28 protein-coding genes are annotated in these 22,624 nt (G+C 54.3%); 13 read left to right on the forward strand and 15 right to left on the reverse strand.

What is annotated here, in order from left to right; translation table 11 throughout:
- Window positions 1–118: 118 nt before the first annotated feature.
- A complete protein-coding gene (pal, locus tag ACWFTY_RS16450) occupies window positions 119–613 on the forward strand; it encodes a peptidoglycan-associated lipoprotein Pal (protein ID WP_447525258.1) in 495 nt (164 codons plus the stop codon).
- Window positions 614–706: 93 nt separating this feature from the next.
- On the opposite strand, the gene ACWFTY_RS16455 is transcribed toward pal, so the two are convergent.
- From ACWFTY_RS16455 to ACWFTY_RS16480, 6 genes are all read right to left on the reverse strand, one after another.
- On the reverse strand, window positions 707–1,228 hold the full coding sequence (locus ACWFTY_RS16455; RefSeq protein WP_447525259.1) for a DUF421 domain-containing protein: 522 nt from the start codon (window positions 1,226–1,228) through the stop codon (window positions 707–709).
- Between the two features lie 65 nt (window positions 1,229–1,293).
- The gene (locus ACWFTY_RS16460; RefSeq protein ID WP_447525260.1) at window positions 1,294–1,743 is read right to left on the reverse strand and encodes a hemerythrin domain-containing protein; all 450 of its coding nucleotides are present in this window, start codon (window positions 1,741–1,743) and stop codon (window positions 1,294–1,296) included.
- A 464-nt stretch (window positions 1,744–2,207) separates the two neighbouring features.
- A complete protein-coding gene (locus ACWFTY_RS16465) occupies window positions 2,208–2,435 on the reverse strand; it encodes a hypothetical protein (RefSeq protein WP_447525261.1) in 228 nt (75 codons plus the stop codon).
- A 69-nt stretch (window positions 2,436–2,504) separates the two neighbouring features.
- On the reverse strand, window positions 2,505–3,242 hold the full coding sequence (locus ACWFTY_RS16470; RefSeq protein WP_447525262.1) for a Crp/Fnr family transcriptional regulator: 738 nt from the start codon (window positions 3,240–3,242) through the stop codon (window positions 2,505–2,507).
- Entirely contained in the window at window positions 3,242–4,753 is a 1,512-nt protein-coding gene (locus tag ACWFTY_RS16475) for a sensor histidine kinase (RefSeq protein ID WP_447525263.1), read from the reverse strand. The genes ACWFTY_RS16470 and ACWFTY_RS16475 overlap by 1 nt, the downstream gene beginning before the upstream one ends.
- Before the next feature lie 360 nt (window positions 4,754–5,113).
- Window positions 5,114–5,404 (reverse strand): DUF883 family protein, encoded by a 291-nt coding sequence (locus tag ACWFTY_RS16480; protein WP_447525264.1) that lies wholly within the window; start codon window positions 5,402–5,404, stop codon window positions 5,114–5,116.
- Between the two features lie 165 nt (window positions 5,405–5,569).
- On the opposite strand from ACWFTY_RS16480, the gene ACWFTY_RS16485 reads away from it, so the two are divergent.
- Window positions 5,570–6,349, forward strand: a complete 780-nt coding sequence (locus ACWFTY_RS16485; protein ID WP_447525265.1) for a response regulator — start codon at window positions 5,570–5,572, stop codon at window positions 6,347–6,349.
- Between the two features lie 184 nt (window positions 6,350–6,533).
- Here ACWFTY_RS16485 and ACWFTY_RS16490 read toward each other — a convergent pair whose 3' ends face one another.
- Window positions 6,534–7,124 (reverse strand): sigma-70 family RNA polymerase sigma factor, encoded by a 591-nt coding sequence (locus ACWFTY_RS16490; protein WP_447525266.1) that lies wholly within the window; start codon window positions 7,122–7,124, stop codon window positions 6,534–6,536.
- Window positions 7,117–7,428 (reverse strand): NepR family anti-sigma factor, encoded by a 312-nt coding sequence (locus tag ACWFTY_RS16495; protein ID WP_447525267.1) that lies wholly within the window; start codon window positions 7,426–7,428, stop codon window positions 7,117–7,119. Before ACWFTY_RS16495 ends, ACWFTY_RS16490 begins: the two co-directional genes overlap by 8 nt.
- A gap of 94 nt (window positions 7,429–7,522) precedes the next feature.
- Between ACWFTY_RS16495 and ACWFTY_RS16500 the strand changes: the two genes are divergently transcribed.
- Window positions 7,523–7,741, forward strand: coding sequence for a hypothetical protein (locus tag ACWFTY_RS16500; RefSeq protein WP_447525268.1), 219 nt, complete (start codon window positions 7,523–7,525; stop codon window positions 7,739–7,741).
- A gap of 79 nt (window positions 7,742–7,820) precedes the next feature.
- Here the strand turns inward: ACWFTY_RS16500 and ACWFTY_RS16505 are convergent, their stop codons facing one another.
- Together ACWFTY_RS16505 and ACWFTY_RS16510 are read right to left on the reverse strand one after the other, a co-directional pair.
- Window positions 7,821–8,276 carry a BLUF domain-containing protein gene (locus ACWFTY_RS16505; protein ID WP_447525269.1) on the reverse strand — a complete coding sequence of 152 codons (456 nt, stop codon included), beginning with the start codon at window positions 8,274–8,276 and terminating at the stop codon, window positions 7,821–7,823.
- A 77-nt stretch (window positions 8,277–8,353) separates the two neighbouring features.
- Entirely contained in the window at window positions 8,354–9,745 is a 1,392-nt protein-coding gene (locus ACWFTY_RS16510; protein WP_447525270.1) for a mechanosensitive ion channel family protein, read from the reverse strand.
- 131 nt (window positions 9,746–9,876) lie between these two features.
- Here ACWFTY_RS16510 and ACWFTY_RS16515 point away from each other — a divergent pair, with 131 nt between their 5' ends.
- The 3 genes from ACWFTY_RS16515 (at window position 9,877) to ACWFTY_RS16525 (ending at window position 11,079) form a co-directional block, all read left to right on the forward strand.
- Window positions 9,877–10,320, forward strand: a complete 444-nt coding sequence (locus ACWFTY_RS16515) for a PA2169 family four-helix-bundle protein (protein WP_447525271.1) — start codon at window positions 9,877–9,879, stop codon at window positions 10,318–10,320.
- 50 nt (window positions 10,321–10,370) lie between these two features.
- Window positions 10,371–10,556: a PLDc N-terminal domain-containing protein gene (locus ACWFTY_RS16520; protein ID WP_100093716.1), complete on the forward strand. Its 186-nt coding sequence runs from the start codon at window positions 10,371–10,373 to the stop codon at window positions 10,554–10,556.
- 118 nt (window positions 10,557–10,674) lie between these two features.
- Window positions 10,675–11,079, forward strand: a complete 405-nt coding sequence (locus ACWFTY_RS16525; protein ID WP_447525272.1) for a YidH family protein — start codon at window positions 10,675–10,677, stop codon at window positions 11,077–11,079.
- A gap of 219 nt (window positions 11,080–11,298) precedes the next feature.
- Here the strand turns inward: ACWFTY_RS16525 and ACWFTY_RS16530 are convergent, their stop codons facing one another.
- Entirely contained in the window at window positions 11,299–12,579 is a 1,281-nt protein-coding gene (locus ACWFTY_RS16530; protein WP_447525273.1) for a phospholipase D-like domain-containing protein, read from the reverse strand.
- A 280-nt stretch (window positions 12,580–12,859) separates the two neighbouring features.
- Here ACWFTY_RS16530 and ACWFTY_RS16535 point away from each other — a divergent pair, with 280 nt between their 5' ends.
- Window positions 12,860–13,681, forward strand: a complete 822-nt coding sequence (locus tag ACWFTY_RS16535) for a mechanosensitive ion channel family protein (RefSeq protein WP_447526918.1) — start codon at window positions 12,860–12,862, stop codon at window positions 13,679–13,681.
- Window positions 13,682–13,845: 164 nt separating this feature from the next.
- The gene (locus ACWFTY_RS16540) at window positions 13,846–14,376 is read left to right on the forward strand and encodes an N-acetyltransferase family protein (protein WP_447525274.1); all 531 of its coding nucleotides are present in this window, start codon (window positions 13,846–13,848) and stop codon (window positions 14,374–14,376) included.
- 220 nt (window positions 14,377–14,596) lie between these two features.
- On the opposite strand, the gene ACWFTY_RS16545 is transcribed toward ACWFTY_RS16540, so the two are convergent.
- Window positions 14,597–15,859, reverse strand: a complete 1,263-nt coding sequence (locus tag ACWFTY_RS16545) for a DUF2254 domain-containing protein (RefSeq protein ID WP_447525275.1) — start codon at window positions 15,857–15,859, stop codon at window positions 14,597–14,599.
- Between the two features lie 274 nt (window positions 15,860–16,133).
- On the opposite strand from ACWFTY_RS16545, the gene ACWFTY_RS16550 reads away from it, so the two are divergent.
- Window positions 16,134–16,640 carry a c-type cytochrome gene (locus ACWFTY_RS16550; RefSeq protein ID WP_447525276.1) on the forward strand — a complete coding sequence of 169 codons (507 nt, stop codon included), beginning with the start codon at window positions 16,134–16,136 and terminating at the stop codon, window positions 16,638–16,640.
- Here ACWFTY_RS16550 and ACWFTY_RS16555 read toward each other — a convergent pair whose 3' ends face one another.
- Together ACWFTY_RS16555 and ACWFTY_RS16560 are read right to left on the reverse strand one after the other, a co-directional pair.
- Entirely contained in the window at window positions 16,641–17,216 is a 576-nt protein-coding gene (locus ACWFTY_RS16555) for a DNA-3-methyladenine glycosylase I (protein ID WP_447525277.1), read from the reverse strand. It lies immediately after the preceding gene.
- 37 nt (window positions 17,217–17,253) lie between these two features.
- Complete coding sequence (locus ACWFTY_RS16560; protein ID WP_447525278.1) at window positions 17,254–18,579, reverse strand: methyltransferase family protein; 1,326 nt, start codon at window positions 18,577–18,579, stop codon at window positions 17,254–17,256.
- Window positions 18,580–18,711: 132 nt separating this feature from the next.
- On the opposite strand from ACWFTY_RS16560, the gene ACWFTY_RS16565 reads away from it, so the two are divergent.
- Window positions 18,712–19,899: a PQQ-dependent sugar dehydrogenase gene (locus ACWFTY_RS16565; RefSeq protein WP_447525279.1), complete on the forward strand. Its 1,188-nt coding sequence runs from the start codon at window positions 18,712–18,714 to the stop codon at window positions 19,897–19,899.
- Window positions 19,900–19,917: 18 nt separating this feature from the next.
- Here ACWFTY_RS16565 and ACWFTY_RS16570 read toward each other — a convergent pair whose 3' ends face one another.
- Window positions 19,918–20,784 (reverse strand): DUF1499 domain-containing protein, encoded by an 867-nt coding sequence (locus ACWFTY_RS16570; RefSeq protein ID WP_447525280.1) that lies wholly within the window; start codon window positions 20,782–20,784, stop codon window positions 19,918–19,920.
- Between the two features lie 129 nt (window positions 20,785–20,913).
- On the opposite strand from ACWFTY_RS16570, the gene ACWFTY_RS16575 reads away from it, so the two are divergent.
- The 3 genes from ACWFTY_RS16575 to ACWFTY_RS16585 are packed head-to-tail and all read left to right on the forward strand — an operon-like array spanning window position 20,914 to window position 22,624.
- On the forward strand, window positions 20,914–21,426 hold the full coding sequence (locus tag ACWFTY_RS16575) for a GNAT family N-acetyltransferase (RefSeq protein ID WP_447525281.1): 513 nt from the start codon (window positions 20,914–20,916) through the stop codon (window positions 21,424–21,426).
- A 47-nt stretch (window positions 21,427–21,473) separates the two neighbouring features.
- Entirely contained in the window at window positions 21,474–22,034 is a 561-nt protein-coding gene (locus ACWFTY_RS16580) for a DUF1285 domain-containing protein (RefSeq protein WP_447525282.1), read from the forward strand.
- Complete coding sequence (locus ACWFTY_RS16585; RefSeq protein WP_447525283.1) at window positions 22,031–22,624, forward strand: CoA pyrophosphatase; 594 nt, start codon at window positions 22,031–22,033, stop codon at window positions 22,622–22,624. Before ACWFTY_RS16580 ends, ACWFTY_RS16585 begins: the two co-directional genes overlap by 4 nt.

Raw genomic sequence — 22,624 nt, forward strand, 5'->3', positions numbered from 1 at the left:
GCCCCTCCGACCGCTGGGTCCGCATATAAAATCCGTGGTAATTGCTTTTGGAAAAGCGACCTAAAAGGCACTTGTAACAGTCAAAAGGTTTTCCCAAATGTCCCAATCCCGCGTTTCAATGAACTTGATCTCGATGCCGCTGCTGGTTGCGGCCCTCAGCCTCTCGGCCTGTAGCAAGAAGGCACCGGAAGGCCTGCCACCTGCACCCGGTGACAACATGGATTATCACAGCACCGCCAGCGGCCCGATCAAGGGCAGTCAGGAAGATTTTCTCGCCAATATTGCCGCCGACAGGATCTTCTTTGAAACCGACCGCAGCAATGTCGACAGCGAGGACCAGCAGATATTGCGCAGCCAGGCTGCTTGGCTGGTTGCCAATCCCAGTATTCGCATCCGTGTGGAAGGCCATTGCGACGAGCGCGGGACCCGCGAATATAACCTGGCGCTCGGCGAACGCCGCGCCAATGCCGCGAAAAACTATCTGTCGACTCTCGGCGTCGAACTCTCGAGAATATCGGTTGTCAGCTATGGCAAGGAACGGCCGGACGCTCTGGGATCGGATGAAACGGCATGGGGCCTGAACCGCCGCGCAGTGACCGTCACCGTCCGCTAGTTATCGAACTGGAAATACTCAGGACGAAGAAGTAATATTGAATCATGATCCACCGGCAATATTGCTGGTGGATCACGAGAGTAAGGACCGGCGCTAGCGAGGTCCTTTATGCTGGTAGCGATCACCTGCGATTACGCCTTTTAAGAGCTCAGGCTGGATATCACGATTACTATCCGTGCTGTGCAAAACGGACACGTCACCTGTGGTCTCGGCGATCACGGCCAGCACTTGCGAAAAGTTAAAGGCATTGGCTTCACGCAATTTACCCCACAAGTCACTCTCTGTCATTTTCGCTTTTTTGAGCTGGTCATGCTGGATTTCACCACCGATCATAATGAGGCGCGGCCGGTTATCAGCCAAAAATTGCAGACCGGGAAAGCGGCTTCTCAATATGGCCATTGCGATCTGAAGACCGAACAGGAAAACGAGCGCAGCGACACCGTGGGCAATCGGCGGATTTTCGGCCAAAATGACAGACCCCAGCACCGACCCGATCGCAACCGTGACAGCGAAATCAAAGCCGCTCATCTTGGAAAAGCTGCGAACTCCGGCCAGTCGGGTAAGAATGATCACGGTAAAATACATCGCGAATGCGGAAAGCGCGATGAGCGCCACCTGTTCCCATCCTGTGATCGTCCAGTCACTCAACATCTATATTACCCCCGGTGCAGTTCAACTTATCAGGCGACTTCCTGTTCTTCCACTGGCTTGCGCTCGTCGAAAATCTCGGCGAGCTCTTGCGCTCGCTTGTCGCTCAGATCTTTCCTGGCAGCAGCGAAAATTTCATTCTCTTCTTCGTCCATGTGATGTTCAAGCCGCTCCTTGAGAGTCTTGAACCGGGTAAGCCATCCGGAGCTGCTGAAATCCATATCGACCAGGTCTTCGAAATAGTCTTCCGCTTCCTTATGCTCGGCAACGGAATGGCGGCCCTTGTCTTGCAGGTCAGGGCGCGCCAACATTTCGGCGTATAGTGACTGCTCTTCAGCGTTGGCGTGAGCGGAAACATCAATTCGCAGCTGTTCAAAAGACTTACGACGCTCCTCGGTATCACCGCTTGTGTCGGCGACGTGGTCAAGCATTTCGCGGTGTTTGTCATGATCCTGCTTCAGACGGGTAAAAATATCGGTCATAATATCTCCATCGGTAATATCCTGCTGACAAGACGCGCAGGTGGACATTTGGTTGCATCTTGGCGATGCGCACCAATGTGTCGATGGAGGACAAGGCCAAATATTCGTAGCTGACCCGGATGCCAGAAGCGGCAGGAGAGCTGCTCGTCAGCGACAATTAGCCAACAATTGAATAAAAATGCAATTTGTCGGGAACCAAAGTTCATTCCGACCGTTGTTAAGATCGAATGGATGTTAACCCATGACCCGGCGTTAATTTCATTCCTCAAAAACCGGCTGGGAAATTTGGCCCTTCGTATCCCCCCGTTTACCAACGGACTAATTTCCCAGCCACTTTTCACACATTGTTTTACACTGAAATGGCTCTGCCGGGACCACCTGTACTTGAGCATCTTACGCGCGCAGAACAAAAAAATGGCCAGGACATAATGCCTGGCCACTCTTGTCTATCGGTTTTGAAGAAACTATTTTTCCGAAGGCATTTTCACGTCCACATCAGGAACGTCAACGGTGACTTCTTCGGTACCAACTTCAACATCGGCAGTCTCTACGTCGATCTCAGGCAGCTGGCCCGCATCGCCGGAAACATCAACGTCCATAGTCGGCATTTCGCCTTCTTCGGTTACATTGGCTTCACAGGCGGAAAGCGCCAGTCCTGCGGTCATTACAGCAGCAATTGCAATTTTTTTCATTATGAACTCCCTTCAATGGTTCGATAATTAAACGTCTAGTTGTTTACAGGGTTCCATGGCAACAAAATTTTATTCGCGGCCCAGTCGCATTCGGAACGCATCAAGATGAAAATAGCTTGAATCAAACTGGCTGATCTCGGCGAGCCGAGCCTCATCCTTGAACAATATCCATCCATTGTCCCGCTCCAGCAGACCATCCCGTTCCAATTGCCGCAGTACCCGATTGGTGTGGATGGGTGTCAACCCCAGAGCATCGGCGATAACGGTCTGGGTTAGCGGCACGCGAAACCCGTCGCTTGTACCGGCCCCTGTAATCAGCACCCGCCGATAAAGTTCGAGCAGGAAATGCCCTATTCTTTCCCGGGCGGTCTGCTTGCCGTTTCTGACAATCTGTTCGCGCAGGAACGCCTCTTCCTGAACCTGCATCCACCAAAATGCGAGTGTCAGCTTCCCGGATTCGGTCAACAGGCGGCGAAAAACAGATGGCCTGACCGACAGGCCGGTCAAACTCGTCACCGTTTTGACAGAATGATCCGCCTCCGCCGCCACCAGAACCTGAAGGTCGAACATGTCTCCCGGCAACAATATGTTCAATACCTGACGTCGACCGTCCTCCAGCGTCTTGTAGCGGATCGCCCAGCCCTCCTTGACGATCAGAACGCTATCCAATTCCTGACCCGCATCAATGATCTCGGTATTTTTATCGTAATGCCGTTCCCGCCCGTCGATCTGCATGATGACCTGCTGATCAGTCTCGTCCAGATCGGCATAAAAGGAAATGCGTCGGAGCAGGGCTTTTTGCGCCACTAGCGATATCGCGCTTCGTCAGGAGCAGGGAATGTGATTGTGCAGATAAGGCCGTCGACCGTCCAATCCCGTTCAATCTCTCCGCGTAAATTGCGGGTGATGCTATGATCGATAAGCGAGGATCCGAAGCCGGATACGGACGGAGCGGGCTGTGACTTGGGGCCACCACTTTCCGACCAGCGCAATTCGACAATATCCTGCCCATCTTCGTCAGGAAGGATGGTCCATTTGATCTTCACAAGGCCCGTATCCGCGGTCAACGCACCATATTTGGCTGCGTTGGTGGCCAGCTCGTTAAGCACGAGCGATATCGAGACCATCGCGTTTTCTTCAAGAATAATATCGGGTCCAAACCAGCGCACTCTCGGATAGGTCTTGCAGAGGTCCCTCACCAGCGCGGCAAACGATCCTGTCACAAAATTGGTATCGAGCAGGATTTGCTGGGCCCGGTTCAGCGCGCTCAGGCGATTCTTGATCCGTTCGATATAATCATCAATCGACGTCGCCGAATTTTTGGTCAGCATCATGATCGATTGCAGTGTAGCAAAAAGATTGCGGAGCCGGTGATGGAGTTCGCGTGTGTGAAGCCGCAGCTGTTCCTGCTGATCGACGGAATGGGTAATATCTTTATTGACCCCGGTTAGCGTCGGCCGGCCGTTCGCTTCGAAATAATCGCCATATCCCTCGACCCAGCGGGTTTCACCCGACTGCAATATGATACGAAAACGCGCTTCATATTTTTCGCCCGGCGCCGCTGCAGCGCTCATTGCTTCGGTAACGCTATCACGATCCTCCGGATGGATGCGGGCCATAGCGCTTTCCACTTGTGTAAGCGCCTCTCCTGCATCTTCTCCCCATATCTTCATATAGGCGCCGCCCCATTCGATCATTCCCGTTTCAAGGTCGAGCCGAAAGCTGGCGATATCACTGAGGGCGAGCGTGAGGTCGAGATTCGACCGATCGATGGCAGCATTTTTTTGCGCCTGTTCACGCAAACGGATCTCGCGGCTCAACTCCAGTTCACTCATCACGATATCGGCCATGTTTTTCAGCTGATTGAGTTGGTTTTTTGTGATCCGGAATCGCGGAACCGTATCCGCGAACCACAAGGCTCCCAGAACCATGCCATTGGGGGCGATCAACGGCGCACCGGCGTAAAATCGAATAGAGGGATCACCGCTCACCAGAGGGTTGCGATCGAATTGCGGTTCAATCGATGCATCTTCAATGACCACGGGCTCGTGACTATCGATCATCTGTGCGCAAAAGGATATATCGCGGTCCGCCTGGATTTCAGCCAGGCCTACCGCCGATTTAAAAAACTCCCGGTCTGCATCAATCAGGGAGATTGACGCTATCGGCGCTGAAAAAATATCGGCGACCAGCTGCGTGATACGATCGAAAGCGTTCTTCCGGGCATTATCCATTACCTGATAGCTACCGAGTGTGGCCAACCTTTCGGCCTCCATTGTCGGTTCCAACTCTTCGGTCATCTGGTCACCCGCCTTCATGTCTAACCCCTTTTTGTCACTGACCCTGAAGCCGTTCCGGTACTAACGATCAACTTGCGATCTTGTTGCATGCCCGTGGAACCAAAGCGGCAAACCATGCGGTAACTGACCCCGAAATCCGATAGGGATGGAATTAATCCAAGCGGAGGCTTTTGCATGAATTATGATGCTCGTGAAGAATTATATGAAACGATTGAAAATATCCGCACCACCACGCCGATAACCAGGAACTATGACGATATGCAGAATGTCCGGTTACCGGATATTGGCCCCGGGCGTCGCCCTCCTGTCGACAGTCACACAAAAAGGGCTGCGGGATTTAAATCTCGCAGCCCTTTTAAAGTCCATCTTCCAGAAAGCCTAGCGGCGGGCCATCAACGCGCCGACGACAAGCCCGATGCCAGCCGCCGCAGCGATGCTGACGATCGGGTTATCCTTGAACGTTGCCTGCGCTTTTTTGCGCCCCTTTGTCCCGGCTTCAACCGCATTGGCGCGCGCGGCGTCAAACTTTGTCTTCGCGTTGGCGCGCAACTCTGATGCGTTTGCCTGGGCATCGGCCTTGACGGACTTAGTCAAGGTTGCCAGATCATCTTTCAATGTTTGCAGATCCGATTTCACCGCGCCCATTTCTTCCGAATAATTGCCTGTCATTTCTTTTTCTCCATATTCTGTCTAATGATGAGTCAACGAACGACGTCCAGATTGGTTCCGGATCAAGACCACAAGCCAAAAATTTAAATGTCACCTGCCTAACGAAATTATGATGGAACCCTATTTCCAATCATGCGTTGGGAACCCATCACGGAGATATAAAATATGTCACTAGCTCAAAATCTGAAACCGCATCTTCCCTATCTACGGCGCTATGCACGGGCTCTAACCGGCAGCCAAAAGAGCGGCGACGCATTTGTTAAGGCAACACTGGAAGCGATTATTGCCGATCCGGAACCTATGCCAGACAATAATGATGTAAGGGTCCATCTATACCGCGTCTTTGCCAGTATCTGGGAAAGCGCGCATGTCAGGGTAACGGACGATCCAGACGACAACACGGCGCAGAACCGCTTGAACGCGATTCCCCCGATCAGCCGTCAAGTATTGCTGCTGACCGCGCTGGAAGGTTTTTCTGTCAGCGAAGTCGCAAAAATTGCCGATGTTGGCGAAAATTCGATCAATGACCTGCTTGACGATGCCATTGCCGAGATTGACAAGGAAATCAGGTCCGATGTTCTGATCATCGAGGACGAGGCTCTTATTTCAATGGAATTGCAGCAGATCGTATCGGGGCTGGGACACCGTGTCTGCGGAACCGCGACGACCCACAAGGGCGCTCTGGAAGCCGTTGCAAAAGCAAAGCCGAGCCTTGTGCTCGCCGATATCCAGCTGGCGGACGGAAGCTCAGGCATTGATGCTGTGAAGGATATTCTGGAACAGATTTCGGTTCCGGTAATCTTCATTACCGCATTCCCCGAGCGTTTGCTTACGGGGGAACGTCCCGAACCGACATTTCTGATCACCAAGCCATTCCAACCCAATGCTATTCGCGCTGCGATTAGCCAGGCCCTGTTCTTTTCAACGGCAAAGCAGGACGCCTGATTTTAGTCATAATTTTGATTGAAGAAGCCCCGCGCCTCACTGCCGGTTCAAACTACTGAACCGGCGGTGAGGCGCTATAATTACTAGCGCTCCCGATCAAAGGGTCGGGCAAGCTACATTAGAATTTTGAAAATTTTTGCTTGCGAGCGCCAGCCGGTTAGACTGTCGGCAAAAGACGGTCGAGCTAGGGTGCTATTTTCTCAACCGCACCAATGATATTTTCAAGCGCCGTAGCGGTGAGATTATCATGACCATCAGAGGCAGAGGTAAAACGCCCCTCTTCCAGAATGGCTTCCAGCGCCTTGCGCGCCCGCGAAACCCTGCTTTTCATCGTACCGACGGCGCAGTTGGAAATATCTGCAGCCTCTTCGTAAGAATAGCCGCCAGCGCCGACCAGAATGATCGCCTCTCGCTGGTCATCGGACAATTCCATCAGCCCCCGCTGCAAGTCAGCGAGATGCAACGGTTCCTGCTGTGGGGCCGGTGCCGATAATATCCGTTCCGCGACCAACTCGTCATAATTTGCAGTGAATTTCTTTCGCCGCATGCTTGAGAAAAAAGTGTTCCGCAAAATTACGAATGTCCAGGCACGCATCGAAGTGCCTGCAATGAAGCGGTCCCGGGCAGCCCATGCTTTCAGAAGAGTATCTTGCACAAGATCATCGGCCGCATCGCGGTCACCTGACAGACTCCTGCCAAAAGCGCGTAAATGCGGAATGGCTTCCGTCAATTGCTGCTTGAACTGCGCCGGCGGCAACGCCTGGGGCTTATTCATTTTCGTCCGGCCGGCTGGAGTTCACGTCGCTATTGTCGTTCTCTTCCAGCTGATCCAAAAGCGCCAGCATGTCGTCGGGTAGCGGCTCGTCCAGAACACTCGAATACATGTCCTTGAGCCCAAGGCCTAATCTCTCTTGCATGTCTTCCTTGCTTTTCACCGGCATATCCTTTGACTTTTGCCCTGCACCATTAGACTCCGAAGACTCTGATGTATCAGCGTGATTTTTATCCTGGCTTGTCAAATCATGCCTCGTTTTTTCCTTGCTCGAAGACAGAACACCCGATGTTCTGAAAGGTTGCATATAAATTTTTCCGGATAATGTCCATTGGCGCGGAACAATCTCTGTGAGCCTGCGTTAAAGTTATGGAAGACAGATACAACAACCGGAGACTCTTATGATGACCGATAGCGCTGACAATGATTCAAATCTGAAGATGGAAGGCGAAGGGAGCCGGGAAGGCTCACGCCGCTTTCAGGCAGCCCAACACGAATTTGCACAGACCGGCGACGTCGAAAGCAAGGCGAAAGAAGCAGCGCGTGCGTTGGAGGGTGATGAAGCGGAAGATCTGGAACAAGCTCGAAAAGCCAGTGCTAAAGGGAAAACTTCTGACTGAAGCCAGCCACCGCCCGGTAACATAGAGGCAACCTCCAGAACAAGACGCCTTGCGTTCGCTTCATCTCGATCCGAAACTGTTATCCGTCTTTTTTGATGCCGAGAGAGTTAAAGCTCTGAAACATCGTTCGAGCCACACTGGAGACAGTTTCGCCAGCTAGTATCTCCGAGAGATCGGCCCGTTCAAAGCCCTGCTGCGCCGACCAAAACCGACCAACCACGTGCAGTTGCGCAAATTGTCTGGTTCGCGCCTCACGCTCATCGACTATGGTTACTCCGTTATGCCGATTGTCCTGCCAAATGCGGTGCATGAGAACGTTTAGAACGGCACGATCCCCTTCTATGCACTGCATGAAGTTTAACCCATTACAAGCCAGAAGCCCGGTTATTGCAGAATTCCGACTATTTTCTATAGCATCATTCTTGATCGCCAGAAAATCGCCCTGATCGATGCCGGGCGTCACGGTGCTGACAAAAATGTAGGAGGTAATCGGACGGGAGGCCACACATGACTTTCTATTGGCGGCGCTGTTCAAACCCCGAGCTATCGCTACCAAATAGATTAGGCGCATTTGTTTCGCGCTGTCTTAACATAGATTAGGCAACCTATTCCTCATTCGACCGGTTGCTGATCGTCTAGCAGATCGGAAGAACCATCATCCGATCGCTCTGATTCCACCAGTTTCTCGACATGATCCTCCGGCGATACGTCAAAAGCATCTTTAGCCAGCACTCTCGGCGGTTTTTCCCTGCTCGCCTTTTTAGCGGGCTCGACTTTACTGGCCGCATCCATCATTTGTGGTGGTCCATTGTCGAACCGCAATCGATATATCGGCTCCGGCAGGGCAAAGCCGCATTCTTCCAGAGCATTTTTGGTCACCCGGATCGCTGCACCTCTAGCTTTGTTGAAATCGCTATTCCGCTGGTCAATCCAGCCATGAAAAGCAATCAGGATATTCGAATCACCGACTTCCCTGATTTCGGCCGTGGCTTCGGGATCGTCCAGAACAAAATCCTGCCCGTTGATGGCCCGAAGCCCCGTTTCGATGGCGGCAGCCGGGTCATCATCCGCATCAACGCCCAGCTCGAAACTGAACCGCCGCTGCGGATTGCGGGTAAAATTCAATATCTCCGCCTTGAACACGGTCGCATTGGGAATCCGCAGGTGGTTACCATCCAGGGTCATCAAAATCGTGGCGCGCGAAGTCAGCCGTACCACGCGCCCCTCCTGCTCGCCAACCCGCACATGATCATTGGCACGAAACGGCTGGCGAATGCTCAGCATGATGCTCGACATGTAATTGTCGACCGTATCGCGCAAAGCAAACCCGACTGCCAGGCCGATTACGCCGGCACCGCCAAGCACTGCGCCGAGCAATGCCGTCGCGTTGAGAATATCCAGGCCGATAAATATCCCGACCATGATGAAAAGGACGCGGACGAAGCCGGAAATCAGTTCGGCCAGAAAGATATTCGGCGTGACGCGTTTCCAGAACCCCATTCGCGAGGCAAAGAAATGGCCCAACAGGCCTACGAAAATGGCGACAAGAAACGCGACCCCGATAAGCGGAAGCGCCGAGAGGAAGTTCTGCAAACTGGCGCTGAATTTATCGACTACCGGCTCGACATTCCTGCCGACAGACAAATCACGTTCAAATTGGGACTCAACCGTGACCACACCTGATACGCGCTGGGCAATGGCCTTCGCCCGGTCCGCTGATGCATTATCGGCTATTGGTCCGGACAGGCGAACGACGCCGGCATCAACCGCAACCGCGACACCGTCCAGTCCCTCAATTTCCCGGAAAATACCGCGCAACCGGTCCGCAATAGCGATATCGGCGCTGCTGTCTGCCGCGGGATCGATGGCAGGTTCCGGATCATCAACCGGCTCGGTCAATTGCACCTGCGCACGGGCATCAAAATCTGGAAAAAGGCCGGTTACAGGCGCGGCAACCGCCATTGCCAGAAATAAGGCGGTCAGGAGCCAGCGATATAGGGACATAATATTCCAATCAGCAACATTCGCATACGCCATCGCATAGCAAAAGTTCCGGCAGACGGGAAAAATTTAGTTTGGAACCGACCGGCACGTTCGATGTTGATTGTTCATATTCAACGCAAAACGAGGATGATATGACTAATAACGCTTCCACGGACATTTTAAATGACGTTTTGGAAACTCTGATCGACTCCACGCATGGCTACGAAAAAGCAGCCGAAATTGCGGACCGGACCACGTTCAAGAATTTCTTCTCCCGCCGCGCGGCTTCTCGCCGGGCAATGGCTGCAGCTGTTCGCGAGGAAATTGTGAAATCCGGTGGTACGCCGGAAAGCGACGGCACGATCCTGGCGTCCGCCCATCGCGTGTTCATGAATTTGAGCGCTGCCGTGCAGGATAATGACGAAGCTGCAATCGAAGCTGTCGAGACGGGCGAGGAATATCTGCGCAAGAAATTGGAAAAGGCGCTCACGCAGGATGATCTGTCGGTTTCGGCGAAGACGTTGTTGCGCAACTATCAGGGTGAACTGCGAGCGGACGGTCGTCTGATCGACCATCTCGAAGACGCGACGTCCTGAAGACGCGCTGGATACGCACTTTCAATAATATTTAAACAAGGGAATTTATCATGGAATATGGAATTGTTGGACTTCTGATTTTGGCTTTGGACATCTGGGCACTGCTCAGCGTCTGGGGCAGCGGCTCTTCGACCGGCGCCAAGATTATCTGGTCGCTGATCATATTGATCCTGCCGGTTATCGGCCTGATATTGTGGTTCTTCGTTGGCCCAAGAGGTTCTGCGCGGGCGATCTAGTCACGCTAAAACCCTAAACATTTACATTAAGCCCCGACATACATCCCCTGTGGATGGATGGCGGGGCTTTTGGTATATAATCAGGCGCGCTGCTCTGGCGAGCTATCAGGAGACGATCATGGCAACGGAAACATCCAGCACGGATCTAGCGAGCGAGCGAACGGATCTAGCCGAGGACCGCACCGAATGGGCTGAAGATCGTACGATCATGGCCAATGAGCGAACCTTCGCGGGCTGGATGCGCACCGGCCTGGCGGCAGTCGGGATCGGCCTCGGTTTCAACGCCCTGTTCGGGAAACTCGAACCGCTTTGGGTGCCCAAGGCCATCGCGACATTGTTCATGATCATCGGAATTTTCATTTTCTGGGTAGCCCAGCGCAATGGCTGCGCGGTGCAGGACCGCCTCAATTCGCATCAGGCTACCCCGGTAAAACCTCACAATATGCGTATCGTCTCGGGCTTGATGGCGTCAGGTGCCGTTGCTTTGATTGTTGCCATTTGGACAATGAAATTTGGCCGCTGATTTGGCGTCAGACTGCAACCAATTTGCTGCTCGTCCGTAGATAGAGTGAACAGCAAACAAGGGAAAATGACATGCGTTATATTATCAGAACCATCGCCGCCGGAGCTATTTCGGTTGCCGCTCGAATCATCATCAAGAAGATTCAGCAAAAAAGCGAAACGAAACCCAGCGAAACAGCTGTATAACTGAAAGATCCAGCCAGCCAGCCTTGGCTGGCTTTTAAACGACACCCGCGAACACATCGTCGGCCCGTTTCGGGTCGAGGATATCATTGTCCGCCAGCCACGCTTCCACGTCGCTGACATCGGGCGTTTGATAAAGCCTGAGTTCACGGCCCGGCTTTTTGAGGGTGTCGATGGTAGCGATTAGCGAGCCCGTTTCCTCGAGCGAGCTGTGGACATCACTTTCATCAACACCCAGATGCTCCGCCAGCAGGTCGTTCCGGACGCTAGCTATCTGGCTGGGCACCCTGTCATCGCGAACTTCCGAGGCATCGATAGCGACATCACATTCGCTGTCAAAACCGAGCGAACGATTGTTAAAATTAGACGACCCGACTCGAATATACTGGTCATCAACGATCAATATTTTGGCATGAACATAGATTGCTGTTCCCGCGGCGTTGAACGGGTGGAACATGCGGAACCGGTCATATTTATCCTTCGCTTTTATCGCTTCAAAAAGACGCGCGCGAGTGGAGTCCATGATCTCTGATTCAAGCCAGCCTTCCGCGCTTTGCGGATTGACGATCACGACTTCCGGCCCGTCCGGTTCCGACAGCCGCGCAGCGATCGCAGCGGCGATTCGGGCAGAAGCAAAATATTGGCTTTCCGCATAGATAAAATCTTTCGCGGCAGCGACTAGATCGAGATACAGGTTTTCGATTTCGTGGACGCCCTGCTGATCATCCATTTTCGGCAAGGTGCGGGCGATGGCGATCGGGCAATCGGTGAAATCCGGATCCAGATCCGCAGGCCAGCAGTCCGCTGTTGCGGTGACCGCTTTGGTCGGCTTGCCGCCAGCAGCCCGCCAGTGCTGCACGGCATATTCTGCCAAAGCACGGGCAACGTCTCCCTGAACCACCATCGCCGCATCATGCCAGGGCCCGGCATCATTGCCATCCGGCTGGAGGCGATGGCTCTGGCTGTCATCATGTGCGCGTGTATCCCAGCGATTATTCGCGACATCAATGCCGCTACAGAAAGCCGTATCTTCATCGATAACGATGACCTTTTGGTGATGGGCTGCCCCCACGGGGTGGTGGGAATCGAGCTTGAAATGCACCCGTGGGTGAAAATACCAGCGAATCAGGGTCATCAGTCCGTTTACGCGAAAAAAGGATTTCAGAGCCCCGGTATCCCAGCGCAGCACGTAGATATCAAGATCACGGTTATTCTTGAGCAGCCAGTCGAAATAGGCCCCGATCTTCAATGGCCCTTCCGGCTGTTCAGCCGTGTCATGCATCTCCACCCGTTCGTCAAAATCCCAGCCCAGCAGCATTATGCGCTGCTTCGCCTGAGCGAGCGACTTTCGCACTGCACGAAAATAGTTTTCGCCATCGATGAGAACTGCAGAGCGATCTGCATGCTCGACGCGCCAGCAATTTTTCCGCGGCCTGAATATGTTCGACATAGGCGATCAACCTTTTCAGCAGGATAGAGTTCCCGGTTGCCGGTCACTATATGCAACCATTTTGTTACTTGCGCGTTTAAAGCGCATGAATAATCAAGTAGATCAGTCGCTTAATACCCTCCAGATATTAGCCACCCAATTGCGTTCAATGTGGGAAGGCGTTGTCAGCCTCTTGCCCAACCTAGTTATCGCCATTTTCCTGATAATTTCAACGTGGATTGTCGCGAGATTTGCCACGACAATCGCAGACCGTCTGACGACAAGAACGTCTATGCGACCATCTTTGCAGGAACTGGTCGACACATCGGTGAAAATCGCAATCTGGACGGTCGGCTTGCTGATAGCGCTAACGATCCTGTTGCCTGATCTGACACCCGGAAGCCTGATTGCCGGCCTCGGCGTCGGCACGGTTGCCATCGGCTTCGCCTTTCAGGATATTTTCGAGAATTTTCTCGCCGGCATATTGATCATGTTGCGGGAGAAGATGCGGATTGGCGACTATATTTCCTGCGAAGGCATCGAAGGTAAAGTAGAGCAAATCTTGCTCCGGGAAACGCATATCAGGAAGATGTCAAACGAGCTAACGATCGTACCAAATTCGATTTTGTTCAAAAACCCGGTCGAGATTTTGACCGATCACAATAGCCGGCGCCATGAAGTCATCGTTGGCGTTTCCTATGATACCGATCTGGAAAAGGCACGCGATGTACTTCGCGCTGCAGTCAAATCCTCGGATTCCACCGACGACCAGAAACCGGTCGACATTTTTGCCTGCGAATTCAATTCCAGCTCCGTTGATTTCAAGCTGCGGTGGTGGTCAGGTTCGGCACAGCGTGACATGCATGAAAGCCGCGACCAGGTAATCCGTCTGGTCAAACGCGCTCTGGACGACGCGAATATAGAGATACCCTTCCCTTACATCACCCATACTTTCAAAGAGGCCGTTCCCATGGCCTCGCAAGCAGATTGATGCTAGTCCAAGCCGGGCAACCGGAGCCGGGGGAAATTCAGCCTGCGGCAAATAATGGCGGTGCGACGAGGAGAGATTTGATGTCTGGTTCGTGGTCTTTTCAGAATCAGGTCCAGTCTGTGGATACCAAACTCGATAACGGAACAAATGTCTGTTTGAGACGCGTGCGTCATTCCGACCTTCCCGAAATCGAGAAGGGTATCGGGCAAATGTCGGATCAGAGCCGCTATTTGCGTTTTTTCACAGGCTCCAAAACCATGCCTCCATCGGTCGTTGAACGATTGGCGAGCGTGGATGGCATCTTCCATCTCGCATGGGGGGTGATCAATATGGACGAAGAAGGTCATCCCGCCATTGCCGCGGCGCATGTGTTTCGAGAGACGGAAACCAGCGACACAGGTGAGTTCGCCATTGCGGTACTGGACCCATATCACGGATTAGGCGTAGCAAGAGTCTTGATGACGGCGCTTTTTCTGGACTGTTATTGCGAAGGCTTGCGCCAATTGCAGATCGATATCCTGCGCGACAACAAAAAAGCCTACGGACTGATCCGGTCTGTCGGCGCGACCCCTTGCGCGTTTGAAGGGTCTGCGGCTCAATATAATCTGGTCGTCAAAGACGCGATCTCGGCCCTGCAGAAAATGGACAGTCCCACCGCTATCCCGGATATTATTGGCGCTTTTGCAGCGGACTAGACATCGGACCATCACGCAAGCACGCAAGACAGCATCACACACAAAATTGATCGGCGTGGAACCAACAGATTATCTCCGCGTTGTATACTGTAATCGATGGGCGATGTTCGAATTCACCTTCGACCCAAAGGTTTGCGCCGGATAACGCGATCACGACGAGTAATGTATGTCGTCGGTCGCGTTATCCGGCCTTTCATTAAGCAGCCTCGATATCGGAAATTTACCCGTCTGAGCTATCGACAACCTTTTGCGACCTGGCTTTCAGATCCTTTATATCCGGTTTGTGGACAATAGTGTCCAGCGCTCTTGCCAGAGCATCTCGGGACGCTTCTGTAGCGGCCACAGCGAATAAATCCGGCCATGACTTTGCAAGCGCGAGTAAACACAGCTGAATACGCTGCTGAACCTCCACCATAGCGGCGCCGTCCCGCGCAATCTTGATAAAGAAATCGGTGAACAGGTCTTCCACCTCCATCTCCGGACCGTGAACTCTTGAATATTTGGCATCTTCAGGCTCCGCGCTTGCCTCTGCCAGGACTTCGAAGCAACGCAGGCCGCTATCCAATACCGAAATGGCGGTGCCCGGATCGTTAACCGCAGGCGATAAGGCGCGGGAGGCTATTTCGGAAAGAACCACCAGTCCGAACCGGGGGTCCTGGTCGAAGCTGCGATCATGCTCAACCAATATGGCATCGCGGAAAGGTTGCAGATCAGCTGCCTTCGCGCCTGCACCAGATAGATAGATCAACGGGCGAGCCGGATATATCAGCTTGCCTGGATGAATGGTCAGGTAGACGGTGACATCTTGTTGCTTGGCGGCTTCCTGCAGCCGGCTCATGTCAATCGAAGTCACAACACCGCTGGCGATGTCACAACTGATCGGCAGAGCGCCGTCCGGTATCTCGACTGGCGGCTGTGCGTTCAAATACGGGTGCTGGCCATGCCAGCGCAGCGCCTTCGAGGTGGCCTGCTCCACCCTCGCGATAAGATCATTCATCCGCCCGAATGTGGACAGCTGCTGTATCCAGTTGATCAGGGTTCCGGAAATGATCACAATTACGGCGATCGTGGCAAAAAACAGGATGATGCGGCCCCGATCGTCATAATAGCCTGAGGACAATCCGATGATGCCCACGATGCTGAACAGGAACGTGCCCAGGAAGGTCGACAATGCATTTTGTGACCGATCATCGGCAAGCATGAGAGCGATGGTTCTGGGGGTCGCGGTGCTGGTCGCCGAACCATAAGCCGAAACCATGATCGACACAGAAAAGGTGATGACCGCCAGCATGCTGGACGCCAGAATCGTCAATATATCACCAACCGATCCGCTGGCGATCTCGAGGTCCGCTTCATAGGGAATCAATGGTCCCACCCACTCTGCGGCAGCGGCAGTGGCAATCGCGCCGACGCTGAAAAGCATCGCCCGGAACCAGATCTTTTCCGGCAACCGCGACATATATTTCTTCAGCGCCAATATCATGAGCCGCTCTTTCTCATCTGCTAAAGGGGTGCGGCTTGGATACCCGCGATATCCGGTTCCCCGTCAGTGCCCCTAGCCCCATTCTGAACATATCGAACGTTAGCGGATTTTTCTCACCCCTGCCAGCGCGGCTTGCCATATTCGTGCAACGCCGGGACAATAGACTGGATCACCAAAATTCAAAACGACCGATCAGGTCTTTAATTTATTATGGATCCGGATTAGGCAGCGATGCTATTGATTATGCGATAAACATCACACGACAGGAAAGAATATGGTCGGCATGAAAACGGTAACCGCGGCACTCGCTTTGTCCATTTTAACGGCAGGCTGTTCAGGTGGTGGTTCTGAATCCGGTGACCCAGCATCAGGCACAACCGGAACGGCCGCTTCTGAAGCAGCGCCGTCTGTCGATAGCGGTCCACCGGGTACTGATGACGTCGCAACATTGGACGGCGTTGCTTATGCAAGCCTGACCGGCGATCCCGCCTCTGGCAAATCCGCCTTCATGCAATGCCGCACCTGCCATGTGGTCGATCCCGGCATGAACCGCGTCGGTCCGTCACTGGCAAATATCGTCGGCCGCGAAGCCGGTTCGGTCGCAGGCTTCCGATATTCCGAAGCCAATGCCAATAGCGGCATCATCTGGACAGAAGAAAAATTATTCCAGTTCCTGGAGAAGCCCCAGCGGGTCATCCCGAAGACCAGAATGATTTTTGCCGGAATGCCGGACGTGCAGAAACGCGCGGACGTGATCGCCTATCTCAAAAACCCCGGCTGATCAGGCTTTCCAGCATCCGGAAAGATGGTCGTCGGTCATCCCGATCGCCTGCATATAGGCATAGATGATGGTGCTGCCGACGAAGCTCATGCCGCGTTTCTTGAGCGTTTTTGATATGGCATCGCTGATCGGCGACGTGCTCGCCATATCGGTAAAATATTTGGGTCGGTTGACCGGCGGTGCGTCATCCAGATGGCCCCAGAGCCAGGCATCAAAGCTACCAAATTCCTCCTGAATTTCACGATACACCAGCGCGTTCTTGCGGACCGAGTAGATCTTGAGCCGGTTGCGGATGATGCCCGCATCTTCCCGCAGCGCTTCCAGTTCGTCATCTTCCATTACAGCGCAACGTCCAACGTCAAAACCGTAAAAGGCGCGGCGATAGCCGTCCCGTTTGCGCAGCACCGTCTCCCAGCTCAGGCCAGCCTGCGCGCCTTCAAGAATCAGATTTTCAAATAGCAACCGATCATCGTGAACGGGCACGCCCCATTCACGGTCGTGATAATCGCCGTAAAATTCCTTGCCCAGCTGCCCGCCGAAGCACCGGTATTTTCCGTCCGTCCCGATCACTGTCATGAGACAGGGTTAGCCGCACGAACTACGTCCGGCAATTCTATTCGGCAGGCTGAATTTCAGGCATGTGCTCCTTGTCAGGGGGCCACCAGCCGATACGGCGCTTGATCCAGTTGAGCAGACGGGGGATTGGCGCATTGCGATCCATCCACTCCGCATATTCCCTGTAGGCCGGATCGCTCAGCAGATGCTTTTCTTCGGTCTTGGCACGCCAGTAATAAACGCCGCTAACCGCCGCTATCAGCACCGTATTGCGCACAAAATCTGTGAGACTGCCCGAAGTCACCAGAAACGGCATGGTCGCCAGCCACCAATAGGCATTTTTCGCGACGTAGGCGGGATGTTTGGTCCAGCTATAGGGACCGTGAGTCAGGATTCCGCGATGGGTCAGGTTGGAAAAGCGCAGGCCGAAGGCGACCGTTGCCCAAGCGTAAATCGAGGTAAGAAAAACCAGTATTCCGCCCCAGATCCAGAGGATGGTTGTCTGGCCTTCGAACCAATAGGCCCAATCGGCGGTGTTGATATGATAGTTGAGCGGCCCGTCATTGCCCATGAGAATGAACGGCGGATAACAGATCAGCGCGGCAACCCAGCCCGCCATATAGGGATTTGCAGTGCGGATATGCGCGTCCAGCGGTTTCATCGTCAGCAGATAGCCAACCGTTGCAAACTGCACGTCGACCACGAACATCGCGATGATCAGCCAATGGGCGATCGCCACCGGATTGCCCGCCAGTTCCTCGAGATCAAGCCGGACCAGATCAGCAAAACCGCCAGGCACGATCGAGAGCATGAAGGCGAGGAAAAAACCCTTAACCGCCCAGGCGCGCAGATGGTGGAAGATCTGTTCCCACTCAAATTCACTTCTCCTGCCGGTTAGCAGCTGGCCAAAATGCCAGGCCCCGTCGCGCGGTTCGATGGTAAAACGGTCCATGAACAGGACATAGGGGATCGATAGCACGAACAACCAGGGCGCGGCTGTTTCCATTATCTCCATGGAAAATTGATATTGGCCGGTCCAGTACCAGCGTCCGACACAGTAAATGGTCGCGATAATCCCCCAAGTGGCCCAGAGGCCAGCGAGCTTCACCAGACTGACGTCAAATGTCTCTTTCAGCGATTTCGGATTATCCCAGTTCATCCCGGTCGACGGTCGCAAATGGACCTTGTCCATCAACAAAGACCAGATCACCATCGGTATCGCACAGGCCAGACAGGCGGCGAGTGCGGAATAGGGACCGTCCAGGCCATATTGACGGGCTATTAGCACCCAGCACGCCAGTCCGATCAGGCCGGCCACGCCTACGCCGTTGGAAACCGCTGACGAGGGGCGCGGATCATCGCTTCTGAATTTTTGTCCGAACATGCGCCTTCTGTAACCGATAATGGTAAGCAAGCGGTGAACGGGACGATTTCAGCCAAATAATCCCAGTATGAGCCTAGCAAAATCGCCGCGCTTCCTCTATATCTCCCTGTAAAGGTGGATAGAAATAATTTGATGGCAAAATACGGAAATCGCATGAAGAATATCGGACTTTCGCTCTCGGTGGTAATCCTGGTGGCTGCTTGTACCAACGGTGATGACGCACAGGCAACGGGCAGCACGGCTGAAGACGTGCAGGCTCTGGCCGACATTTCTCCGATAGATCGCAAGCCTTTCGAAACAACCGCAATTGCGAGCTTTGATGAGCCATGGGCGATGACCTTCCTTCCCGATGGCCGGATGTTGGTCAGCGAAAAAGCGGGCAAGCTGCAGTTGGTCGATGCCAAGGGGCAGAAAACCGATGTCAGCGGTGTGCCCGAGGTTGCATATGGCGGTCAGGGCGGCTTTGGCGATATCGTCCTCGCTCCCGATTTCGCTACCAGCAATATAGTCTATTTGAGCTGGGTAGAGGCCGGGAACAACGACACTCGCGGTGCCGTAGTAGGTCGCGCCAGGCTGGAGCTGGCTGGCGAAAAACCGGCGTTGAAAAATCTCAAAACTATCTGGACTCAAAAGCCGAAAGTGACCGGCAAGGGGCATTATTCCCACCGCATCGCATTTTCACCCGATGGCAAATATCTGTTCATCGGTTCGGGCGACCGGCAGAAATTTGATCCGGCGCAGGACATGACCGCCAATCTCGGCAAGATTGTCAGACTCTATCCGGACGGCAGCGTGCCCAACGACAATCCTTTTGTCGATCAGGAAGACGCACTTCCCGAGATATGGTCGCTGGGCCACCGCAATATTCTGGGTCTCGCTTTTGATAAAGAGGGACGGCTCTGGAACCAGGAAATGGGTCCGAAAGCTGGCGATGAACTGAATCTGGTTCAGCGCGGTGCCAATTATGGCTATCCGATCGTCTCGGAAGGCGATCATTATGATGGCAAGAAAATCCCCAATCATGACACCCGTCCCGAATTTGAGGCGCCAAAAACAGCCTGGGTACCGACGATCGCACCAAGCGGATTGATCTTTTATTCAGGCAAGATGTTCCCCGCATGGCAGGGCAGCGCCTTTGTCGGCGGCCTGGCTAGCCAGGCGCTGATTCGTGTCAGTTTCGACGGCGATAGCGCCAAGGAGGCCGAGCGCTTTCTGATGGGCGCCCGTATTCGCGAAGTGGAACAGGGTCCCGACGGCGCAATCTACGTGCTGGAAGACGGCGAAGGCGGCCGGATGCTCAAGCTGACCCCCACCAAATAGCCCTTCGCTACAAAAAACCTATTGCGAGGCGGCGGTGGTCGTTCCCGACAAGTCGCTCAGAAATTGGCGAACGCGCTTTGCATTGGCGCCAATATCATGCACGCCGACGCGGCTGACCGAGCGCATGTCGATGATGCTCGCTGCGCCATTTTCCGCCGAACGGGCACGAATGACGATATCATCCTTGAACCGGAACAACGAGATCGTGTCGGTTGCTTCCAGTTTGCCAGCAGCCGGATCGACGCTGACCACCTTCCAGCCGCGATCTTCTGCCAGTCTTTTGGCTTTCTCGATCACCACGGCAACCGGTTGGTCAATACGGACCGAGCGGATGTCGGGATAGGCATCCTGATGCGCCGTTGCCCAGCGCTGGCGCGGGTTCATGCCGCGCATGTCACTGTCATCCGCACCAGGGATATTGTCCCAATTATCAGCCCGCAGGGTCAGAGCGGTGAACTGCGGCGGATCAGCAAGATCGGTGGTGATATCATGAATGGCGGGGAGTGTAGCAATCGCCATAACATAAGGTATCCAGAACCCGAGGAAACCAAGCGTTGCGATCATGCCCAGTCCCAATAAGGGCCAGCGCGTCTTGCGGCCTTTACGCCGGTTCAGCACGATAAAGACAATTGCCAGAATGAGCGTGAGCAAGGCTACCAATAGAATCCATGGTATCGCTGCCAGACCAGCTTGCCAGCCCCACAGACCAATGCCTCCGCCAACAGCGGCAACGACAAATGCCAGAGGTGCGCCCAGACCAAGTAGCAGTATGAGCCAGCCCTTGGGGTCGCGGCGCAGCGAACCCGGTTTGACCGGCTTGGCTGGTGCAGCGGCCGGTGGCGTATCGCCAGTCGATGGTTCGGTTGGCTTGTTCTGGTCCGTCACGCGCAAACTCCCTTAACAGATCAACCTTTTAGCTGGCGCTTCGCGATCATGCAATTGCAACCTATGCGGCTCGACATTTACCCCAAAGCGGAGTAGCGCGCGTTTTTCCTGTTAGACGAGACCCACGAATTGGCCAGCATCATTCCTCTCGCCGAAATCGACCCGCAACTTGTCGAGGCCCTGCTAGACTCCGCCTTTGGCACGGACCGGCATGACCGGACCGCCTATAAGTTGCGCGACGGCATGGACATGCTCGAAGGCCTGTCGCTTGCCGCGGTGGATCAGGAAAAGCACGAATTGCTCGGATCCATTCAATGCTGGCCCGTCGCACTGACCGACGAAACCGGCAAGAAACACCCGATGATCATGGTCGGTCCGGTGGCGGTTTACCCGGATTTTCAGCGCGAGGGCATTGGCCGCGCGATGATGGCGGCCCTGCTGAAGGAAATTCAGCCCAATGATCCGCTGCCTTTGGTGATGATCGGCGACCCCGAATATTATGAGCGTTTCTTCGGATTCACGGCCGAGGGCACCAGCGGATGGACGCTGCCGGGGCCATGGGAACCCTCGCGGTTGCTTGTCCGCACCAACGCGCCAAAGACATTGCCCAAGACTGGCACACTAGGTCCCTGGATAAGATAGCGAGTCTAAGCCTTTACAGAAATGGCGCCGGGCAATAGTCCGGTTGCATGCCCTACACGCCACCACCAGAACTTGCCTCGCTCTCCATCGCCGAAATTGCGGAATTGGCCGAAGCGCAGAAACTCCCCCCTGTCGATCAATGGGATCCACAGGAGACCGGCGACAGCGAGATGCGTATTGCGGCGGACGGCACCTGGTATCATCAGGGCGATCCAATCAAACGGCCCGCGATGGTGCGGGCTTTTTCCAGCATTTTGCGACGCGAAGCGGATGACAGCTATGCGCTGGTCACACCCTATCAGAAGCTGAGCATCGCGGTCGAGGATGCGCCCTTTGTCGCCGTCGAACTGGAAAGCCAGGGCAGCAGCGCGGATCGCACGCTCGCCTTCCGCCTCAACACTGACCATCTGGTGGTCGCGGGGCCGGATCATCCACTCCGCTTTGGCACCGACAAGCCACAACCTTATCTGCAGGTGCGTAGAGGGCTGGAAGCGGTGCTGGCGCGGCCGGTCTACTACGAACTTGCGGAACTGGCGCTCGAAGAGAACAGCCATCCCCTTGGCATCTGGTCGGCCGGCGTGTTTTTCCCGATGGCGAACGGTTCATGACATTGCGCGACCGGCTGGAGCAGGCGTTAGTGAAGGGGAATGAAAATGATCTCGATCATCTGCTCTATAACGAACGCGATCATATCGATGACCTCAAGGTCCTGCGCGACGCGGCGGTGCTGATCGCGGTAACCGATCGCCCCGATCCCGGGGTGATATTCGTCCAGCGACCCCAGCATATGCGCAACCATCCCGGGCAGGTTGCCTTCCCCGGTGGCAAGATTGATCCTGGCGACATCGACCCTATCGACGCGGCGCTGCGCGAGGCGCACGAGGAAGTCGCGCTGGAACGCAGCCATGTCGATATCATCGGCCTGACCGACAGTTTCCAGTCTGGCAGCGGTTATAACATCCAGCCGGTGCTGAGCGTCATCCCGCCCGACCTGCCGTTTGTCGCCGATCCTGGCGAAGTCGAAAGCTGGTTCGAAGCACCGCTCGAATTCCTGCTCGATCCCAAAAACCGCACCATCCATGAAGGAACCTGGAACGGGCGCAAGCGCCATTATTATGAAATCTACTGGCAGGATTATCGTATCTGGGGGATTACTGCAGGGATTTTGAACAATCTTGGGAAAAGGCTGGACTGGTGA

The organism is Parasphingorhabdus sp. NYA22 (assembly GCF_976973735.1).

What these genes read in the sequence shown, in the direction of transcription:
- ACWFTY_RS16535 (WP_447526918.1), top strand. Translation starts at nt 12,860, where the DNA reads ATGTGGGAAGGCGTTGTCAGCCTCTTGCCCAACCTAGTTATCGCCATT.
- ACWFTY_RS16580 (WP_447525282.1), top strand. Translation starts at nt 21,474, where the DNA reads ATGCCCTACACGCCACCACCAGAACTTGCCTCGCTCTCCATCGCCGAA.
- ACWFTY_RS16520 (WP_100093716.1), top strand. Translation starts at nt 10,371, where the DNA reads ATGGAATATGGAATTGTTGGACTTCTGATTTTGGCTTTGGACATCTGG.
- ACWFTY_RS16585 (WP_447525283.1), top strand. Translation starts at nt 22,031, where the DNA reads ATGACATTGCGCGACCGGCTGGAGCAGGCGTTAGTGAAGGGGAATGAA.
- ACWFTY_RS16510 (WP_447525270.1), bottom strand. Translation starts at nt 9,745, where the DNA reads ATGTCCCTATATCGCTGGCTCCTGACCGCCTTATTTCTGGCAATGGCG.
- ACWFTY_RS16495 (WP_447525267.1), bottom strand. Translation starts at nt 7,428, where the DNA reads ATGCAACCTTTCAGAACATCGGGTGTTCTGTCTTCGAGCAAGGAAAAA.
- pal (WP_447525258.1), top strand. Translation starts at nt 119, where the DNA reads ATGAACTTGATCTCGATGCCGCTGCTGGTTGCGGCCCTCAGCCTCTCG.
- ACWFTY_RS16500 (WP_447525268.1), top strand. Translation starts at nt 7,523, where the DNA reads ATGATGACCGATAGCGCTGACAATGATTCAAATCTGAAGATGGAAGGC.
- ACWFTY_RS16530 (WP_447525273.1), bottom strand. Translation starts at nt 12,579, where the DNA reads ATGCTGCTGGGCTGGGATTTTGACGAACGGGTGGAGATGCATGACACG.
- ACWFTY_RS16465 (WP_447525261.1), bottom strand. Translation starts at nt 2,435, where the DNA reads ATGAAAAAAATTGCAATTGCTGCTGTAATGACCGCAGGACTGGCGCTT.
- ACWFTY_RS16525 (WP_447525272.1), top strand. Translation starts at nt 10,675, where the DNA reads ATGGCAACGGAAACATCCAGCACGGATCTAGCGAGCGAGCGAACGGAT.
- ACWFTY_RS16560 (WP_447525278.1), bottom strand. Translation starts at nt 18,579, where the DNA reads ATGTTCGGACAAAAATTCAGAAGCGATGATCCGCGCCCCTCGTCAGCG.
- ACWFTY_RS16485 (WP_447525265.1), top strand. Translation starts at nt 5,570, where the DNA reads ATGTCACTAGCTCAAAATCTGAAACCGCATCTTCCCTATCTACGGCGC.
- ACWFTY_RS16475 (WP_447525263.1), bottom strand. Translation starts at nt 4,753, where the DNA reads ATGAAGGCGGGTGACCAGATGACCGAAGAGTTGGAACCGACAATGGAG.
- ACWFTY_RS16480 (WP_447525264.1), bottom strand. Translation starts at nt 5,404, where the DNA reads ATGACAGGCAATTATTCGGAAGAAATGGGCGCGGTGAAATCGGATCTG.
- ACWFTY_RS16515 (WP_447525271.1), top strand. Translation starts at nt 9,877, where the DNA reads ATGACTAATAACGCTTCCACGGACATTTTAAATGACGTTTTGGAAACT.
- ACWFTY_RS16555 (WP_447525277.1), bottom strand. Translation starts at nt 17,216, where the DNA reads ATGACAGTGATCGGGACGGACGGAAAATACCGGTGCTTCGGCGGGCAG.
- ACWFTY_RS16545 (WP_447525275.1), bottom strand. Translation starts at nt 15,859, where the DNA reads ATGATATTGGCGCTGAAGAAATATATGTCGCGGTTGCCGGAAAAGATC.
- ACWFTY_RS16460 (WP_447525260.1), bottom strand. Translation starts at nt 1,743, where the DNA reads ATGACCGATATTTTTACCCGTCTGAAGCAGGATCATGACAAACACCGC.
- ACWFTY_RS16565 (WP_447525279.1), top strand. Translation starts at nt 18,712, where the DNA reads ATGGCAAAATACGGAAATCGCATGAAGAATATCGGACTTTCGCTCTCG.
- ACWFTY_RS16490 (WP_447525266.1), bottom strand. Translation starts at nt 7,124, where the DNA reads ATGAATAAGCCCCAGGCGTTGCCGCCGGCGCAGTTCAAGCAGCAATTG.
- ACWFTY_RS16550 (WP_447525276.1), top strand. Translation starts at nt 16,134, where the DNA reads ATGGTCGGCATGAAAACGGTAACCGCGGCACTCGCTTTGTCCATTTTA.